Annotated in this window: 16 protein-coding genes; 10 read left to right on the forward strand and 6 right to left on the reverse strand. The window is 70.4% G+C overall.

The window, feature by feature from the left end:
* Window positions 1–190: 190 nt before the first annotated feature.
* Entirely contained in the window at window positions 191–1,663 is a 1,473-nt protein-coding gene (locus AB0J78_RS02190; RefSeq protein ID WP_363786036.1) for a MinD/ParA family protein, read from the forward strand.
* Window positions 1,664–1,863: 200 nt separating this feature from the next.
* Here AB0J78_RS02190 and AB0J78_RS02195 read toward each other — a convergent pair whose 3' ends face one another.
* Window positions 1,864–2,064 (reverse strand): hypothetical protein, encoded by a 201-nt coding sequence (locus tag AB0J78_RS02195; protein WP_363786038.1) that lies wholly within the window; start codon window positions 2,062–2,064, stop codon window positions 1,864–1,866.
* 324 nt (window positions 2,065–2,388) lie between these two features.
* Entirely contained in the window at window positions 2,389–2,613 is a 225-nt protein-coding gene (locus AB0J78_RS02200) for a BldC family transcriptional regulator (protein WP_093414319.1), read from the reverse strand.
* A gap of 196 nt (window positions 2,614–2,809) precedes the next feature.
* Between AB0J78_RS02200 and AB0J78_RS02205 the strand changes: the two genes are divergently transcribed.
* The 7 genes from AB0J78_RS02205 to AB0J78_RS02235 all read left to right on the forward strand — a co-directional run bounded on the left by AB0J78_RS02205 (window position 2,810) and on the right by AB0J78_RS02235 (window position 7,295).
* Window positions 2,810–3,184 carry a DUF4229 domain-containing protein gene (locus AB0J78_RS02205; RefSeq protein ID WP_363786041.1) on the forward strand — a complete coding sequence of 125 codons (375 nt, stop codon included), beginning with the start codon at window positions 2,810–2,812 and terminating at the stop codon, window positions 3,182–3,184.
* Complete coding sequence (locus AB0J78_RS02210; RefSeq protein WP_363786043.1) at window positions 3,181–4,278, forward strand: PLP-dependent cysteine synthase family protein; 1,098 nt, start codon at window positions 3,181–3,183, stop codon at window positions 4,276–4,278. Before AB0J78_RS02205 ends, AB0J78_RS02210 begins: the two co-directional genes overlap by 4 nt.
* Before the next feature lie 104 nt (window positions 4,279–4,382).
* Window positions 4,383–4,949, forward strand: coding sequence for a DUF3558 family protein (locus tag AB0J78_RS02215; protein WP_363786045.1), 567 nt, complete (start codon window positions 4,383–4,385; stop codon window positions 4,947–4,949).
* Window positions 4,950–5,174: 225 nt separating this feature from the next.
* Window positions 5,175–5,504, forward strand: a complete 330-nt coding sequence (locus AB0J78_RS02220; protein ID WP_363786047.1) for a hypothetical protein — start codon at window positions 5,175–5,177, stop codon at window positions 5,502–5,504.
* A gap of 13 nt (window positions 5,505–5,517) precedes the next feature.
* On the forward strand, window positions 5,518–6,360 hold the full coding sequence (locus tag AB0J78_RS02225) for a hypothetical protein (protein ID WP_363786049.1): 843 nt from the start codon (window positions 5,518–5,520) through the stop codon (window positions 6,358–6,360).
* Window positions 6,361–6,373: 13 nt separating this feature from the next.
* Window positions 6,374–6,802 (forward strand): hypothetical protein, encoded by a 429-nt coding sequence (locus AB0J78_RS02230; RefSeq protein ID WP_363786051.1) that lies wholly within the window; start codon window positions 6,374–6,376, stop codon window positions 6,800–6,802.
* Between the two features lie 16 nt (window positions 6,803–6,818).
* The gene (locus AB0J78_RS02235) at window positions 6,819–7,295 is read left to right on the forward strand and encodes a hypothetical protein (protein WP_363786053.1); all 477 of its coding nucleotides are present in this window, start codon (window positions 6,819–6,821) and stop codon (window positions 7,293–7,295) included.
* Between the two features lie 45 nt (window positions 7,296–7,340).
* Here AB0J78_RS02235 and AB0J78_RS02240 read toward each other — a convergent pair whose 3' ends face one another.
* The 3 genes from AB0J78_RS02240 to AB0J78_RS02250 all read right to left on the reverse strand — a co-directional run bounded on the left by AB0J78_RS02240 (window position 7,341) and on the right by AB0J78_RS02250 (window position 10,680).
* Entirely contained in the window at window positions 7,341–8,213 is an 873-nt protein-coding gene (locus AB0J78_RS02240; RefSeq protein WP_363786055.1) for a 1,4-dihydroxy-2-naphthoate polyprenyltransferase, read from the reverse strand.
* A gap of 35 nt (window positions 8,214–8,248) precedes the next feature.
* Window positions 8,249–9,418, reverse strand: coding sequence for an o-succinylbenzoate--CoA ligase (gene menE / locus AB0J78_RS02245; protein ID WP_363786057.1), 1,170 nt, complete (start codon window positions 9,416–9,418; stop codon window positions 8,249–8,251).
* A 338-nt stretch (window positions 9,419–9,756) separates the two neighbouring features.
* Window positions 9,757–10,680 carry a 1,4-dihydroxy-2-naphthoyl-CoA synthase gene (locus tag AB0J78_RS02250; protein WP_363786059.1) on the reverse strand — a complete coding sequence of 308 codons (924 nt, stop codon included), beginning with the start codon at window positions 10,678–10,680 and terminating at the stop codon, window positions 9,757–9,759.
* 133 nt (window positions 10,681–10,813) lie between these two features.
* Between AB0J78_RS02250 and menD the strand changes: the two genes are divergently transcribed.
* Both menD and AB0J78_RS02260 read left to right on the forward strand, forming a co-directional pair.
* Window positions 10,814–12,493, forward strand: coding sequence for a 2-succinyl-5-enolpyruvyl-6-hydroxy-3-cyclohexene-1-carboxylic-acid synthase (gene menD, locus AB0J78_RS02255; RefSeq protein WP_363786061.1), 1,680 nt, complete (start codon window positions 10,814–10,816; stop codon window positions 12,491–12,493).
* A gap of 247 nt (window positions 12,494–12,740) precedes the next feature.
* Window positions 12,741–14,240 (forward strand): M1 family metallopeptidase, encoded by a 1,500-nt coding sequence (locus tag AB0J78_RS02260; RefSeq protein ID WP_363786063.1) that lies wholly within the window; start codon window positions 12,741–12,743, stop codon window positions 14,238–14,240.
* Between the two features lie 4 nt (window positions 14,241–14,244).
* On the opposite strand, the gene AB0J78_RS02265 is transcribed toward AB0J78_RS02260, so the two are convergent.
* Entirely contained in the window at window positions 14,245–15,534 is a 1,290-nt protein-coding gene (locus tag AB0J78_RS02265) for an isochorismate synthase (protein WP_363786065.1), read from the reverse strand.
* Window positions 15,535–15,616: the final 82 nt, after the last annotated feature.

A 15,616-nucleotide genomic window follows, 5' to 3' on the forward strand; every position in this document is an offset into this window, starting at 1 on the left:
CACCCGATCCGGCGTTCGCAGGAGTGCGACGGCGCGTTCGGCTCGCAGCCGTGGCGTGAATCGCGTTTGGTGGCGTGAGAAACCCGCGGCGCCTACCTGCCACCTATGGTGACTAGGGGGTATGTGTGGGTTTAGGTTGCTGTGCGCAAGCGCGGTACAGCTCGGCTCGAACGTTGGAGGGACGGCGACGGTGACGGGACAGTACGAAGAGCCCGAGACGAGGCGGGACGTCGGTGCCGTCTCGCCGCAGGCCGACGACCCGGCCGGCACCGAGGCCGGGAGCAAGAGCGGCAACGGCTCCTACAGCGACCCGGAGACGCGGCCGCACCAGCCCAAGCCGGTTCCGGAACACCCCGAACCGTCGTACGTGGACCCGTCGCAGCCCGACGTGTCCGGCCCCTTCCCGGTCGCGGACACCCCGCAGCCGTACTACCCGAGCGGAGCGCCGGTGTACCCCGACCCGTCCCAGTCAGGCCCGCACCCGCAGCAACAGCAGCCGTGGCCCGGATACCCGGGGACCCAGTCCGGTCCCCACCAGGTCTCGGGCCCGCACCAGGTCACCGAGGGCGGCTCCGGCCCGGTCCCGGTGAGCCCGTACGCGCCCGTCTCGGGCGGTCAGTCCGGGCCGTTCCCGACCGGCCAGCCCTACCCGCAGCAGCCGCCCCAGCAGCCCGGTCCGCAGCAGCAGGGTCACCAGCAGCCCGGTGGTCCGCAGCACCCGCAGCCCAACGCCGACCTCTCGTCCGCGCAGCTGCTCCGGCAGACCAAGCGACCGCCGCAGTCCGGCTGGCGCAAGGCCGTCTACGTGGCCAGCGGCAAGACGGTCAACTTCGGCGAGGGCCCGACCGACCGGCGCCGCCGCGAGCTCATCACGCGGATCAACCAGCCGCTGCAGGGCTGCTACAAGATCGCGATGCTCAGCCTCAAGGGCGGCGTCGGCAAGACCACCGCGACCGCGACGCTCGGCGCGACCTTCGCCTCGCTGCGCGGCGACCGGTGCATCGCCGTCGACGCGAACCCGGACCGCGGCACGCTGAGCCAGAAGATCCCGCTGGAGACCACAGCGACCGTCCGGCACCTGCTGCGCGACGCGCACCGGATCCGCCGCTACAGCGACGTCCGCTCCTACACCTCGCAGGGTCCGAGCAGGCTGGAAATCCTCGCCAGCGAGCAGGATCCGGCCGTGTCCGAGGCCTTCAGCGAGGACGACTACCGGCGCACCGTGACGCTGCTGGAGCACTTCTACAACGTGGTGCTCACCGACTGCGGCACCGGCCTGATGCACTCGGCCATGAAGGGCGTGCTGGACGTCGCCGACTCGCTGGTGATCGTCTCCTCCAGCTCGATCGACGGCGCCCGCAGCGCTTCGGCCACTTTGGACTGGCTCGACGCCCACGGCTACGGCGAGCTGGTCTCCCGCTCGGTCGCCGTGATCAACTCCGTGCGCCCGGCATCGGGCAAGGTCGACGTGGACAAGCTCGGCGCCCACTTCGCGTCCCGCTGCCGCGCCGTGTCGCGCATCCCGTTCGACCCGCACCTGGAAGAGGGCGCGGAGGTCGAGCTCGACCAGCTGGCGGCTCCGACGCGGATGGCGCTGCTGGAGCTGGCAGCAATGGTCGCCGACGACTTTCCCCACGCGCCTGGGCGTCAAGCTCAGGCCTGAGCGGGTTTCCGGCTCTTCCTGCATGGCGGTGCGGGTGGGGGAACCTCAGACGTCCTCTGGCTCCGGGATCCGCGACTTGAGTATTAGGAGATACGCGGCGCTGCGGCTGTCCTCCCCAGAGGACGTCTGAGAACCCCCGGCGGTGCGAGTTGCTTTCGTGGGGTAATGAGAAAGCGGCTTCGCCGCTTGCCTGACGGGGGTTACTTGAGGCCGCCGCCGTCGTCGTCGGTGCCGCGTTGGTTCTTGCGCTGCTCTTCGGCGATCTTGCGGAGGAAGTCCGGGTCGTCGTCGGGCGCGACGGGTGCTCTTCGGGCGCGCGGCGTGGCGACCTGCGGGCCGAACGCCTTCCACATCAGCACAGCGATGGTGAGCGCGCCAATGGCGGCGAGGGCATAGATCATCGTGGCCACCTCCAACCGTTCCGCTTACGACACTAGCCAATCAGAGGCGGTGGTGTCTTTGTCCGGAGGTGTCCGGTTCGAGCGGGGTCCCTGGTGACGCCTCGCGGACGTGCGAGGTGCCACCAGGGACGGCGGTCGTCATCGGCCGGCCGCCCAGCGATCTTCGACTTGGTGCAGTGATTCTCGACTGTTGCGACTGCTTTACCCGGCGCCTGCCGCGGTGCCTTGAGCACTCACCACGAGGGGTTTGGCAAGTGGACCTGCGCACCGCCGCGTTGACTTCCGCGCCGCTTCGAGATGTTTCGCCGCTGCCGGACCGGTCGGTCAGGCGGTGCGGTTCACATCGTTGGTCAGCTCGGCCAGCAGGGTGCGGACCTCGGACTCGCGGAAGCGACGGTGGCCACCGGGGGTGCGGATCGAACCGATCCGGCCGGCGGTCGCCCATCGGGTCACGGTCTTCGGGTCGACCCGGAAGAGCGCCGCGACCTCACCCGGGGTGAGGAGCTGCTCCTGACCGTTCTGTCGAGGCTGCTGAGTCGACGCGGTCACGTGTGACCTCCACTTTTCGCGATAACTGGTATTCGGGCATTCCGGTCGCAATCGTGGCACCTGAAGGGTCAGGTACTCGAACGTTTGGGTTTAGGTAAAGGGAAGGTAAGGGACGAAACCGGCGCTTCGGGCGCTCTGACCTGCGGTCCCCGGATGCCGAGCCGGTCGCTCTCAAGGGTGCTCTACCCTGGATGACGTGCGGGAACAGCAGGAGACGAGAACCGACGAACCCGAAACCGCGGTCGCCGCGACCCCCGGGACGGGTCCCGAGCAGCCGACCGGCGAGACGTCCGAGGTCAAGCCCGACCTGGTTCGTGACATCGCGCTCTACACCGCGGCCCGGTTCGGCCTGGTCGCAGTCGTCGCGGTGCTGCTGATGCTGACCGGGGTGCCGGTCCTGGTGGCCCTCGCCGTGTCCGTCGTCGTGGTCATGCCGCTGTCGCTGGTGGTCTTCGGCAAGCTCCGGCGCCGTGTCGCGGTCGGCATGGCCGAGCGCACCAAGGACCGCCGCGAACGCCGCGAGCAGCTGCGCGCCCAACTGCGCGGCGACGCGCCCGCGGACGCCGAATGACCAGCGACATCGACCGCTCCTGCGAGCGCACGCGGGCCTGGACCAGCGAGGCCGTCCGGATCATCGAGGCCGACGCGAACCGCAGCGCCGACACCCACCTCCTGCGGTACCCGCTGCCCGCTGAGTGGGGGATCGACCTCTACCTCAAGGACGAGTCAACACATCCGACCGGTTCGCTCAAGCACCGGCTGGCCCGTTCGCTGTTCCTCTACGCCATCTGCAACGGCTGGGTGACCGAAAACACACCCGTGATCGAGGCTTCGTCCGGATCGACGGCGGTCTCGGAGGCCTACTTCGCCCGACTGCTCGGATTGCCGTTCATCGCGGTGATGCCCCGATCCACCAGCGGCGAGAAGGTCGCGCTCATCGAGTGGCAGGGCGGCCGTTGCCACTTCGTCGACGAGCCCGGCGCGATCTACGCCGAGTCCCGGCGGTTGGCCTCCGAGCTCGGAGGCCACTTCATGGACCAGTTCACCAACGCCGAACGCGCCACCGACTGGCGGGGCAACAACAACATCGCCGAGTCGATCTTCGAGCAGCTCGCGCTCGAACCGCACCCGGAACCCGCCTGGATCGTCGTCGGCGCCGGTACCGGCGGCACCAGCGCCACCATCGGCCGCTACCTGCGCTACCGCAGGCTCGGGACCCGGCTGGCCGTCGTCGACCCGCAGCGCTCGGTGTTCTTCGAAGCCTGGCGCGACAGCGATCCCTCGCTGACCAGCGACTCCGGCTCGCTCATCGAGGGCATCGGCAGGCCGAGGGTGGAACCGTCGTTCATCGGGCAGGCCATCGACCGGATGATCAAGGTCCCGGACGCCGCCTCCATCGCGGCCATCCGCTGCACCGAGCAGGTCCTCGGACGCCGCGTCGGCGGCTCCACCGGAACCAACCTGTGGGGCGTGTTCGCGCTGGTCTCCCAGATGCTCGCCGAGGGCCGCAGGGGCAGCATCGTCACGCTGCTCTGCGACGGCGGCGAGCGCTACACCAACACCTACTTCGACGACGGCTGGGTCGCTGACCAGGGCATGGACCTGGAGGCCCCGCGCAAGATCCTGGACCACTTCCACAGCACCGGTGAGTTCCAGGCAGACTAGGAGTTGTTCATGAGAGCGGCGGAGCCGATCGGGTTCCGCTACCCGCGCCGCCGAGCGGAGCGGTCTCCCGCGGCTGGACGATCGTGCGTGGTGGAGGAGGACCGGTGGTCGCCAAGCGCCTGCTGATCAGCGCGGTGCTCGCGAGCGCCGCACTGGCCGGCTGCACCGCTGTGCAGCAGGTGGTGCCCAGCCCGCCGTCCTCGCAGCCCAGCACCTCCGAGGAGTCCACAGCGACCAGCACCGCCCCGTCGATCACCCGCGAGGTTCCGCCGGAGCAGCGGCGGATGCTCGGATCGATGTCAGCGCAGGAGCTGTGCGGGCTGGTCCGGCCGGACGAGATCGCGGCGCTGGCCTTCGAGGTCGAGCCCGGACGGGCGCGCGAGGTGGGGATCGAGCCCCCGGTGCGCGGATGCGGGTTCCCCGACCGCAACGGGGGTAGCGAAGTGCTCATCGGAGCTCAGGCACCCGGTTTCGCCGACCTGGGGACCGAGGAGGTCGAGCTCGGCACCGTTCGCGGAACGCAGGTCCTGCGGGCCGACGGTTGCACCGTCTACGCCCCCGTCGCGGGAGCCACCCTGCAGATCGTGGTGATCGCCGACCAGGCCGACACCGACCAGTGCGGCATCGCTTCGGACCTCGCCCAGTACGTGCTGCCCGCCGTGGTCGCGTGACGCGGAAGATCTCCAACGCGTAACGCTTCACCGGAAGCTCGTTCGCGGTCTGACCGGATCGGTTCGAATTCTCGCGACTGGGGGAGTTCGCACGCGCGGGATCGAGCGCGTGACGGTGCCCGGACGAGCCGACGAGATCATCGCGCCGGTTTTCGCCCGGATGTGCCTTTCATCGCGGCTGATTCGTCAACGCGCGCTCCCCGAACGGCGACAAGAGGGGGTGGGATGGCGGGGAATCTGCGGGTGATTCCGTCGGAGCTCAACGGCTTCGAGGGACTTCTCGAGCGAAACACCGGCCATTTCAAGAAGATCGGCGAGTGGGCCGAGAGCACCGCGTCCGACACGAGCGGTTTCACCGGTTTGATGGTGGTGTTGGTCCCGGCTGTGGAGGCGGTCACCGCGCTCTACGGAGAAACGCTTCAGCTGGCGCATTCGGCGCTGCATAAGGTCAGGGAGGATCTCGCCGAAACCGCCTCGGAATACGAGGAGGTCGAACGGAAGGTCGTCCTTTCGCTCCAGCGGATCCAGTCCGATCTCGACGAGATCAAGGTCTGAGGGGGCGGAGGAATTGGCTTCGTACGAAGACGCCGAGGACCCGCTGGCCCTCCTCGAGGCGGATCCGAGCAAGAGCAACCAGGATTCGTTGCAGCAGGCCGTCGAGGACGCCGGCTGGCAGGTGCAGGCGGTCAACTGGGTCTACGAGCAGGTCACCGGCGAGAACCTGATCGAGCAGCTGATCTCGCCGATCACCGGGGACTTCTCCAAGATCGAGACCAACGCCGAGGCGTGGAACCAGATCGGTGAAGCCCTGCGAGCGGTCCGCAAGAACCTCAACCAGGGCATCAGCGACCTGCGGAAGAGCTGGGACGGCTCCGGTGCCATCGCCTTCGAGACGCTGCTGGTGAGCACCTGGACCGTCGCGCTCGAAGGCGACGCGATGCTGGCGCAGCTCGTCGGCCAGGGCTTCCAGAAGGCCGCCGAGATGTCCCGCCGGATGACCGACAAGGCGCTGGAGCTGATCAAGAAGCTGGTCGACCGGCTCATCGAGACGGCGTCCACCGGCTGGATCCCGGTCGCCGGCTGGGCGAACGTGGTGCGCAACGTCGAGAAGTGCGTCGAGATCGTGCTGGCGGTGCTGGAGCTCTTCGAGGCCTTGCAGCAGATGTACGACTCGGTCGTGCAGCTGGTCGACTCCATCAAGGGCGCGGGCACCAACCTGGCCAAGATCACCGACGCCAACAGCCTCGGCGACGTCATCAACGTCGGGCTCCAGGCCAAGGACGACATCACGGCCGTCACCGAAGCGACCTCCGGGGCGCGCGGCTCGGCGACCGGCGTGCGGAACGCCGCCGGAGGGGTCCGGACCGCGGCGGGAAGCGGCCACCAGCCGCTGTCCTCGGGAAGCATCTGAGCGGGGGGCTGCGATGAGCCAGGACTGGAAGACACCGGAGGTCCGCGCGGCCGAGGAGATGGTCGAGGAGCGGATGCGCCAGGCCGAGGAGGCGCTGGCGAAGGCGACCAGGTTCGAAGCCGAGCTGCCGGAGGTGAAGCTCACCGACGAGCGGATCGAGGAGATCCAGCAGCACGTCCGCGACGGCAACGCGCCCGCGGAGATCGTCGCGTTCCAGCGCCGAGTCGACGACGGCGAGTTCAGCTGGCGCGAGGTCGCCGACGGCACCGCGTTCCGCGACGAATCGGTGCGCGCGGCCTTCGCCGCGAGCGTGCGGAACATGCAGCAGGCCAAGGAGATGCTCGACGCGGGCTACGACGCCGCGACCGTCATCACCAACGACCCGAACCGGCCCGCCGACGCCGGGTATGACGACGAGCCGCCGGACTCGTTCCTGCGGTGAGGGGGATCGAACGACGATGAATCGCAAGACGTTGCTCGGCATCACCATCGGATGGGCGGTGCTGATCGGCCTGGTCGCCGCGGTGCTCCTCGGGATGGCGATGTTCAGCGGGACCTCGCTGGCCAAGTCCACGACAGCTTCGGGTTCCTCGGGTCCGGCCTACGCGTGGGACGGCGAGCCGATGATGATCACCAGCTCGGACAAGAAGAAGACCGCGGTCTGCCGCGTCGTGCCGGAGCGCGGTGAGGCGCGCGAGGTGACCAGCTACCGCGCCGAGAGCCGGTACCAGGTCAACCGGATCACGCCCTGGTTCTCCGGTGCGGCGAAGATGACCTGCACCACGCCCGTGCGGATCCGCACCGGATCGCAGGTGACCGTCTACGAGCTCGCCACCAAGAACCGGATCGCGCAGCTCGGCGCCGCGGTGGTCGCCGTCGCGCCGTTCCTCGCGGTCAGCGTGTTCGGCCTGGGAGTGCGCAAGACCCACGCGTGATCGAGCGGTGTCCCGCAGCGGTCCGCCCGCTGCGGGACACCACCGTCAGCCGAAGGCCAGCGCCAGGCCCGTGATGGCGCCCCAGGCGAGCATGGCGAACCCGGTGTCCCGGACCGCCGGGATCAGGTAGCGGCCGGTGGCTCCCCGCACGACCGCCCGCAGCGGGATGAGCAGCAGGGGCAGGGCCAGGAAACCCAGCAGCGCCCAGGAGTTGCGCAGGCCGATCAGGACCGTGATCACGAACGGGACCAGCGCCAGAGCCGTGTAGAGCGTGCGGGTGTCGCGGTCGCCGAGCATGACGGCGAGGGTCCGCTTGCCCGTGACCCGGTCGGACGGGATGTCGCGGAGGTTGTTGGCCACCAGGACGGCGCAGGACAGCGCCCCGACGCCCACGGCGGCACCGATGCCGAAGCCCGAGACCGTCCCGGCCTGCACGAACATCGTGCCCAGCACGGCGATCAGCCCGAAGAACACGAACACCGCGAGCTCGCCCATCCCGGCGTAGCCGTACGGCTTGCTGCCGCCGGTGTAGAACCAGGCGCCCGCGATGCACAGCGCGCCGATCGCCAGCATCCACCACTGACCGCTCAGCGCGACCACACCGAGCCCGGCCAGCGCCGCCACGCCGAAGCACGCGAAGGCCGCGTTGCGCACCGCGCCCGGCCGCGCGGAGCGCGACCCGACGAGGCGGAACGGGCCGACGCGGGAGTCATCGGTGCCGCGGATGCCGTCGGAGTAGTCGTTGGCGAAGTTCACCCCGATGATCAGGCTGACCGAGACGGCCAGCGCCAGCAGCGCGATCAGCGGGTCGAACTCGTCCACTCCCGCGGCGGCACCGGACCCGGCCAGCACCGGCGCGATCGCATTCGGGAAGGTGCGCAGACGGGCACCTTCGATCCATTGCGCGACAGTCGCCATGAGCCTCATCTTCGCTCACGCGGCAAGTCCCTCGGCTAGCAGGTCAGCTGCTCGGCGAGCGCGCGCCGGTCCGGTTTGCCGGGGCCGCGCAGCGGGAGCTCGTCCACCAGCGCGATGCGCTTCGGGGTGGCCACGGCGCCGAGGCGTTCGCGAACGGCGGACCGGAGGTCCTCCTCGTCCGGCCGGGCCGCGGGATCGGACACGACGGCGGCCACCACCGCCTGCCCCCATTCCGCGTCGGGAACGCCCAGCACGCACGCCTCGCGGACACCCGGCTGCTCGGTCAGGACCCGCTCGACCGGCAGCGGCGCGACCTTCTCCCCGCCGGTGATGATCATGTCGTCGGCGCGTCCGAGGACTTCCAGCTCGCCGTCGGCGAAGCGGCCGAGGTCGCCCGTGCGGAACCAGCCGCCCGCGAACGCGGCGGCGTCCGGCTGGTTGCGGTAACCCCTGGCCAGCATGGGCCCGGCGAGTCGGATCGGCCCCAGCTCGCCGTCCACGTCGACCTCGGTGATGTCCAGCGGCACGCCGTCGTAGACGCAGCCGCCGGAGGTCTCGCTCATGCCGTAGGTGGTGGTCACCCGGACTCCGCTGTCCCGTGCCCGGGCCAGCAGGGCGGGCGGAGTGGCGGCGCCGCCGAGCAGCACCGCGTCGAAGCCGCGCAGCGCGTCCAGGCCTGCGCCGCCGTCGTTGAGCAGCCGGGACAGCTGGGTCGGGACCAGGGCCGTGTAGTGCGGGAGGTCGGAGGCCAGCAGCTCGCGCGCCGCCGCGGCGAAGCCGTCCGGGCGGAAGCCGCCGGAGGTGTCGACCGCGCGCGGGGTGGTGCCGGCGACCAGGGCGCGGACCAGGACCTGGATCCCGGCGACGTGGTGCGCCGGCATCGCCAGCAACCACTCCCCCGGCCCGCCGAGCCTGCGGTGGGTGGCCTCGGCCGAGGCGCGCAGCGAGCCGGCCGGCAGCAGCACGCCCTTGGGAGTGCCGGTCGAGCCGGAGGTGGCGATGACCAGGGCCGTCGGGTCGTGCTCGGCGTCCTCGCCGGGGTTCAGCGGCCCGATCAGGTGCTGCGCCTGTCCGGGGGCGTCGGCCGCGACCGGCAGCAGCGCGGGGCCGTCACCGCCCAGCGCCCGGCGCAGCTCGGGCAGCACGTCCAGCGCGCCGGTTCCCGAGGGGACTGGAAGCGGCTGGAGTTCCCGGGGGTTCGGCATGAGCTCCATTCTCGGCACCGGCGCCGTTGCCGACTCCGCCGGTGGCCCGAGAGTTTCGCCACTAGCTCACCTGTTCGAGCGATCAAGTGTTCGAAAGAGCCGGTCGATGTTCTTGGTGTGAGCGGAAGGAGGAGGCGATGTTTCTCGTGTTCGTGCTGGTCGTCCCGGTCTTCGCCGGGACTCCGCCGCAGCCGCAGCGGTCGTCGGGTTCGCCACAGGCCCGGCCGCGGGCCGGTGCTGACACCGACCCGGCCGGACCCGTGCGGGAGGCACCGGACGAGGAACGCCCGTCGGGGCTGTTCCTGTCCGGAGTCCTGCCCGAAGAGGGGTGGGAGGTTTCAGAAGTACCAGGGGAAGGGGGACCAGTCGGGGTCCCGCTTCTGCAGGAACGCGTCCCTGCCCTCGACGGCCTCGTCGGTCATGTAGGCGAGCCGGGTGGTTTCACCGGCGAAGAGCTGCTGACCGACGAGCCCGTCGTCGATGGCGTTGAACGCGTACTTGAGCATGCGCTGCGCCGTCGGGGACTTGCCGTTGATCTCCCGGGACCACTGCAACGCGGTGGCCTCCAGTTCGGCGTGCGGGACGACCTCGTTGACCATGCCCATCTGGTGGGCCTGCTCGGCGGTGTAGGGGCGTCCGAGGAAGAAGATCTCGCGGGCGAACTTCTGCCCGACCTGGCGTGCCAGGTACGCCGACCCGAAGCCTCCGTCGAAGCTGCCGACGTCGGCGTCGGTCTGCTTGAACATGCCGTGCTCGGCGCTGGCGAGGGTGAGATCGCACACGACGTGCAGGCTGTGCCCGCCGCCGGCGACCCAGCCCGGGACCACCGCGATGACGATCTTGGGCATGAACCGGATCAGCCGCTGCACCTCCAGGATGTGCAACCGGCCGGCACGTGCCGGGTCGACGGACTCGGCCGTCTCGCCACCGGCGTACTGATACCCGGAACGACCGCGGATGCGCTGGTCCCCGCCGGAGCAGAAGGCCCAGCCGCCGTCCTTCTCGGACGGGCCGTTGCCGGTGATCAGCACGCAACCGACGTCGCTGCTCATCCGCGCGTGGTCCAGTGCGCGGTAGAGCTCGTCGACGGTGTGCGGGCGGAAGGCGTTGCGGACCTCGGGGCGATCGAAGGCGATGCGCACCGTGCCCTTGCCGGGGCCGTCCTCGACGCAGCGGTGATAGGTGATGTCGGTGAAGTCGAAGCCCTCGATGGGCTCCCACAACTTCGGATCGAACAGCTCAGAGACAACGGGATTCTGCACACCTGGGACAATAGGGGGCGCAAGTGCTCGGCGCGGGGTCCTCCCCGCGACCGCCCGGTGCTTGCGTGGACGTCGACGGAGGGAGCCGCGGACCCTCCGCCGTTGTCCGCCAGGCGATTTCAGAGGTGATCGGTTGAACCCGTCCACAGCCCAGGCTGAGGTCATCGTCGACGAGCTCGTCCGAAACGGGGTGCGCCACGCGGTGCTCGCCCCGGGGTCGCGCAACGCACCTCTCGCCTACGCTCTGCACCGGGCCGCGCACGCTGCGCGTTTGAGGCTCCACGTGCGGATCGACGAGCGCAGCGCCGGCTTCCTGGCCCTGGGCCTGGCCGCGCGCACCCGTCAGCCGGTTCCGGTGTTCTGCACCTCCGGCACCGCCGCGAGCAACCTGCACCCTGCGGTCAGCGAGGCTTATCACGCCGGGGTGCCGCTGTTGGTGATCACGGCCGACCGGCCGCCGGAGCTGCGCGCGGCGGGAGCGAACCAGACCATCGACCAGCACCGGCTGTACGGCAGCGAGGTGCGGTTGTTCGACGAGCTCGGCGTCGCCGAGGCGCGTTCCGGGCAGAACGCCTACTGGCGGAGTCAGGTGTGCCGCGCCTGGGCTGCCGCGGCGTGCGGCATGCGCGGCGGGCCGGTGCACCTCAACCTGCCTTTCCGGGAGCCCCTGGTGCCCGACGGCGACGCCGACTGGTTCGAGCCGCTGGAGGGACGACCGGGCGGTGAGCGGTGGACCGAGGTCGCCGACCGCGGAGCCTCGCCGAGATCGCTGGGACGGTTGAGCTCCGGTCGCGGTCTGGTGCTGGTGGGCGACTGGGGTGCCGAGGAGGCGAGCGCCTGGGGCGAGCGCGTCGGCTGGCCCGTGCTGTCGGAGGTCGGCGGCGTCGGGGTGTCCGGCCCGGCTGCGATCAGCACCGGGATGTGGCTCCTCAACCTGCCCGAGTTCATTCGCGAGCACCGGCCCGAGCAGGTGCTGTGCGTGGGACGCCCGACGGTGTTCCGCCAGGTCCAGCAGCTGCTCGCCGATTCCGGGGTGGAGGTGCTCCTCGCGCACGGCGGGATCGGCTGGCCCGCGCCCGCGCACGACGTGCGGGAGGTCGCCGAGACCTTCGGGACCGACTCCGAAGGTCCCGGACCCGTTGACCCCCAGTGGCTGACGGCCTGGCAGCAGGCCGACCAGAAGGCTTCCGCTGCGCTGCACGCCGCCCTCGACCTGGAGCGGTGGCCGAACGGCCCGGCGGTGGCCCGCGAGGTGGTCGACGCCCTGCCGGAGAACTCGCTGCTGGTGCTCGGGTCGTCGAACCCGAGCCGGGACGTCGCGCTCGCCGCGCGGCAACGGCCCGACGTGCTGGTGCACCGCAACCGGGGCGCGGCCGGCATCGACGGGACGGTCTCCACGGCGCTCGGCGCGGCAACCGGCCACGGCGGCCCGGCGTACGCGCTGCTGGGCGATCTGACGTTCCTGCACGACAGCAACGGTCTGATGCTCGGCCCGTACGAGCAGCGGCCGGATCTGACGATCGTGGTGTTCAACGACGACGGCGGAGGCATCTTCAGCCTGCTGGAGCAGGGCGGTCCGGAGCACAGCGACTCCTTCGACCGCGTCTTCGGCACGCCGCACGGCACCGACCTGGCGCAGCTGTGCGCGGCGCACGGGGTCGAGCACGTCCAGGTGCCGGGCCACTCCGAGCTTCGTGAGGCGCTGCGGCCGAAACCCGGTCTGCGCGTCGTCGAGGTGCGTGCCAACCGGGACGAGCTGCGTGCGGTGCACCAACGGCTGCACGCGGCCGTCCGCTCCGCGCTGCTCGGCTGAGGACGTCCGCGCGAAAATCGTTGCGGTGGAATGCGATGCGCGTCGCAGAAGCGTGAACGCCCGGTTTCAACCGCAGGTGGGTCGGGGTGCGTCCGGCCACTGTGGTCGGACGGGTGGGTTAGCCCGTTGGTGTGTATTCGCGTTTTTCCGCGTGGTGATGGGAAAAACTCGATGCGAAAAGCGCAGCCGGTGTGAACGTGTTTGCCTAGTCTCCTGATCGGACCAAGAAGTTCGAGGAGGTGGCAGGGTGATTCGACGACAGGGCCTGCGCGCGGTGATCGCGGCCTGCTGCGCGAGCGCGGTGCTCGCCGCGCCGGCGTTGGCGGGAAGCGAAGGGCCAGGCGCGCCGGGAGCGGGCGACGCCTACTTCCCCGGTTATGGCAACGGCGGCTACGACGTCTCCCACTACGACCTGCAGCTGCGCTACCAACCCGCTGACGACCACCTGCAGGGCACGGCGACGATCGTCGCGACCGCCACGCAGGACCTGACGGCGTTCAACCTGGACTTCGCCCTCACCGCGAAGTCGGTGCGGGTCAACGGCATGCCGGCGCAGTTCGCCCAGAACGGCCTGGAGCTCACCGTGACCCCGCCGGCGACCCTGCCGCAGGGCGAGATGGCGACCTTCGTCGTGGAGTACGAGGGCACGCCGTCGACCGCGGAGTTCAACGGCCTCAACCCGTGGGTGCGCACCTCCGACGGGGCGTTGGCGATCGGCCAGCCGGAGATCTCCTCCTGGTGGTTCCCCGGCAACGACCACCCGAGGGACAAGGCCACCTACGACGTGGCGGTGACCGTGCCCGAGGGCACCGAGGCGATCTCCAACGGGGTGAACACCCGCAACAACAGCCTGGGCGGGTGGACCACCTGGAACTGGCGCAACACCGAGCCGACCGCCACCTACCTGGCGTTCATGACCATCGGCCAGTACGAGATCAGCAGCAAGACCGGTGCGTTCGGCCAGCCGTTCGTCACCGCCTACTCCGACAAGCTCGGCCCGCTGGCCGGACCGGCCAAGGCCAGCATCGAGCGCACCCCGGAGGTCGTGGACTTCCTGACCCAGCTGTTCGGTGGGTACCCGTTCTCCGCGCAGGGCGGCGTCGTCCCGTCCGAGGGCCTGAACTTCGCCCTGGAGAACCAGACCCGCCCGACCTACAGCCACAAGTTCTTCCAGAGCGCGGCGAACACGTCGGTGGTCGTGCACGAGAACGCCCACCAGTGGTTCGGCGACTCGGTGTCGGTGGACACCTGGCGCGACATCTGGATCAACGAGGGATTCGCGTCCTACGCGGAGTGGTTGTGGTCGGAGGCGCAGGGCACCGGCACCGCGCAGGAGCTGTTCGACCACTACTACAACTCCTACCCGGCGGATGACCCGTTCTGGCAGGTCCTTCCGGGAGATCCGGGTGCCGAGAACGTCTTCCACGACGCCGTCTACGACCGGGGCGCGATGACGCTGCACGCGCTGCGCAGCGTCGTCGGCGACGAGGCGATGCTGGACATCACCCGCACCTGGGCGGCGGAGCACCGCTTCTCGACCGGCACCATCGAGCAGTTCATCGAGTTGGCGGAGCAGAAGTCCGGCAAGCAGCTCGACGAGGTCTTCAACACCTGGCTGTTCACCAAGGGCAAGCCCGCGGTGAACCCGGCGGCAGGCGTCGCGGCCAGCGCGGCCCGGGAGAGCGTGCCCACGCCGCCGGCGGTCGCCGAGATCGACCGCGCGCACGAACACCTCCACGACCACTAGCCGGTCAGCGAACTCCTTCCAGGGCTTCGCGCACCGGGAGGAGCTTCGCCTCGACCTCGGCCACCTCCAGGTCCGGGTCGGAGTCGGGCACGATGCCGCCTCCGGCGAACAGCCGGACCCGGCCGCCACGAGCACCGCCGGAGCGCGCTCCGGCGGTGCTCTGCTGTTCGATCTGCCCGCAGCGCAGCGCGATGCCGAGCTCGCCGTTGCCCGCGCCGTCGACCCAGCCGACCGGGCCCGCGTAGCGGCCGCGGTCCATGCCTTCGAGCTCGGAGATCAGCGGCACGGCGTCCTCGGTCGGGGTGCCACCGACTGCCGCCGTGGGGTGCACCGCTTCGACGAGGTGCAGCAGCCCCGACCCGTCGGGCGTGTCGGCCAGCTTGCCTTCGACGTCGGTGGCCAGGTGCAGCACGTTGCGCAGCCGCAGCACCGACGGCGACGTCGGGACCGACAGCTCGCTGCAGAACGGGCGCAGCTTCTCGGCCAGCGACTCGGCGGCGTAGGCGTGCTCGCTGCGGTTCTTGGCGGAGTCGAGCAGTTCTGCGGCGATCTCGTCGTCGGTGCGGCCGGTGTGCGGCCAGGCCGTGCCCGCCAGCACCCGGGAACGGACCTCGTACCCGCGCCGCTCCAGCAGCAGTTCCGGGGTGGCGCCGACCAGGCCGTCGACCGCGAAGGTCCAGCAGTTCGCGTAGCGCGTGGCCAGGTTGTGCAGCAGGAAGCGCTCGTCGAGCGGCTCGGAGGTGTTGGCGACGAGATCGTGCGCGAGCACGACCTTGCGGAGCCCACCCCGGGATTCCCGCATGAGCCGGACCGCCTCGGTCACCGCCTGCCGGTATGCCGTGGACGACAGTCGGCCATCGCTGTAGGAGACCGTGCCGGGCTGGCGCACCGGCTCGGGTTCCGGTTCGGGCGCGTCGCCGATGGTGGTGATCCAGCGGACGCCGTCCCGCTCCCCGATGATCACCTCGGGCACCACCAGGACCGAGTCGCCGGGGCGGCCGGCGAAGGCCAGGCTGGTGAAGGCCACCGGTCCGCAGCCGGGCAGCCCCACCGCGTCATCGACGTCGATGTGCCCGCACAGCTGCCGCCACCACGCGTCGGAGTCGGTGAAGCGATCCGTGCCGGAGGTGTCCAGCCGCGCCGCGCAGCCCCATCCGACCAGGCCCTGACCCTCGCGGACCCAGCTCAGCGACTCGCCGCCGGGGAGCAGGTCCAGCAGCGGGCGGTCGTGCCGTGGGTCGGCAGGATCGAGTCTGCGGGTGCGCGCCGTCAGCCGCCTGGATGTAGTCGCCACGCTTGGAGCGTATTCGGAGTGCGGATCCGGGTGGGCTGACCGGCCGCGTGGCCCTGGCCACGACCCCCGGCCCCTACAATCG

It is taken from the genome of Saccharopolyspora sp. NPDC049426 (genome assembly GCF_040676935.1).
Classification (GTDB): domain Bacteria; phylum Actinomycetota; class Actinomycetes; order Mycobacteriales; family Pseudonocardiaceae; genus Saccharopolyspora.

What these genes read in the sequence shown, in the direction of transcription:
- AB0J78_RS02195 (WP_363786038.1), bottom strand. Translation starts at nt 2,064, where the DNA reads ATGATCTATGCCCTCGCCGCCATTGGCGCGCTCACCATCGCTGTGCTG.
- AB0J78_RS02210 (WP_363786043.1), top strand. Translation starts at nt 3,181, where the DNA reads ATGACCAGCGACATCGACCGCTCCTGCGAGCGCACGCGGGCCTGGACC.
- AB0J78_RS02220 (WP_363786047.1), top strand. Translation starts at nt 5,175, where the DNA reads ATGGCGGGGAATCTGCGGGTGATTCCGTCGGAGCTCAACGGCTTCGAG.
- AB0J78_RS02230 (WP_363786051.1), top strand. Translation starts at nt 6,374, where the DNA reads ATGAGCCAGGACTGGAAGACACCGGAGGTCCGCGCGGCCGAGGAGATG.
- AB0J78_RS02235 (WP_363786053.1), top strand. Translation starts at nt 6,819, where the DNA reads ATGAATCGCAAGACGTTGCTCGGCATCACCATCGGATGGGCGGTGCTG.
- AB0J78_RS02240 (WP_363786055.1), bottom strand. Translation starts at nt 8,213, where the DNA reads ATGGCGACTGTCGCGCAATGGATCGAAGGTGCCCGTCTGCGCACCTTC.
- menE (WP_363786057.1), bottom strand. Translation starts at nt 9,418, where the DNA reads ATGCCGAACCCCCGGGAACTCCAGCCGCTTCCAGTCCCCTCGGGAACC.